Raw genomic sequence first — 1306 nt, forward strand, 5'->3', positions numbered from 1 at the left:
ATTTTGACCCGTCCTGAAATAAGGCTACATAATTTTAAACATTATGTATAGAAACGACAAAGTAATCAGACGGTATTCAGAACCTTTTAAACTGAAAATTTTAGATGAAATTACAACAGGTAAACTTAACAAAAACCAATTAGGCAAACTGTATGGAATTGCGCCTACCACCATCAATGAATGGATTAGAAAATACAACCGTAAAGACCTTATGAACACCAGAGTAAAAGTGGAAACAAAAGACGAGATAACACGAATTAAGGAACTACAAAAGGAGATTGAACAGCTTAAAAAGCTACTCTTAAAAAAGGATTTAGATGCTTTGGTATTAGATTCATACCTGGAAGTAGCTGCAGAAGATCTAGGCTATAAGTCAGTTGCTGAGCTAAAAAAAAAGTTAAGTATAAAGCCTTAATCAAGGCCAAGGAAAAAGCTAAGGGATTTGCATCTTTAACTACCATAACCCATTGTTTCGGACATAAACGCAATGCTTATTATAAGTATAAAAACAGAGCTGATAAGCGTTTAAAAATAGAACAGCAGATTATTGAGATAATAAAGAAAAGACGCAAATCCCTACCTAGAGAAGGTGTGCGTAAACTTGTTAAATCCTTAGATAATGAGTTTACCAAAGCCAACCTTAAAGTCGGTAGAGACACACTGTTTAACGTCCTTAGGAAACATCAAATGCTTACACTTAGAAAGAAATATAGTGCCAGAACAACCAACTCGTACCATCGCTTTTATAAGTACAATAACATTATAAAAGATATTGAAGTAACCAGAGCAAATCAAGTTTGGGTATCTGACATTACCTATATCAGAACTATTAAAGGATTTTGTTATCTAGCCCTGATTACAGACATGCATTCTAGAAAGATTGTTGGTTATGACCTCAGTGACAGCTTAGAACTAAACGGATGCGTGAGAGCCCTTAATAAAGCTATTTATCAAGCTAAAAGCATTAATGGACTCATACATCATTCTGATAGGGGTATACAATATTGTAGCAATGTATACACGCAAATCCTTAAAAGGAAAAAGATAGACATTAGTATGACTGAAGAAAATCATTGTTATGAAAATGCCCTCGCAGAAAGGGTTAACGGGATTCTTAAAGACGAATTTTATCTCGATCAGACCTTTACAAATATAGCTCACGCGAAAAGAGCTACAAAAAATGCAATTAATTTATACAACGAAATAAGATTACACTTATCTTTAGACTTTAGAACACCGAATATGGTATACAAATTATCAGCGTAAAATCAATTTTAACCTGTAGCCATATTTCAGGACAAGACAT

At 33.7% G+C, this 1306-nt stretch carries 2 protein-coding genes; both read left to right on the plus strand.

Annotated elements, in window-relative coordinates; all coding sequences use genetic code 11:
• Nucleotides 1-43: 43 nt before the first annotated feature.
• Entirely contained in the window at nt 44-415 is a 372-nt protein-coding gene (locus ACFQ1R_RS11335; RefSeq protein ID WP_100613106.1) for a transposase, read from the plus strand.
• Nucleotides 415-1266 (plus strand): IS3 family transposase, encoded by an 852-nt coding sequence (locus ACFQ1R_RS11340; RefSeq protein WP_379926334.1) that lies wholly within the window; start codon nt 415-417, stop codon nt 1264-1266. The genes ACFQ1R_RS11335 and ACFQ1R_RS11340 overlap by 1 nt, the downstream gene beginning before the upstream one ends.
• Nucleotides 1267-1306 lie beyond the last annotated feature (40 nt).

This window comes from Mariniflexile jejuense (genome assembly GCF_042675665.1).
Taxonomy (GTDB): Bacteria; Bacteroidota; Bacteroidia; order Flavobacteriales; family Flavobacteriaceae; genus Mariniflexile; species Mariniflexile jejuense.

What these genes read in the sequence shown, in the direction of transcription:
- ACFQ1R_RS11335 (WP_100613106.1), top strand. Translation starts at nt 44, where the DNA reads ATGTATAGAAACGACAAAGTAATCAGACGGTATTCAGAACCTTTTAAA.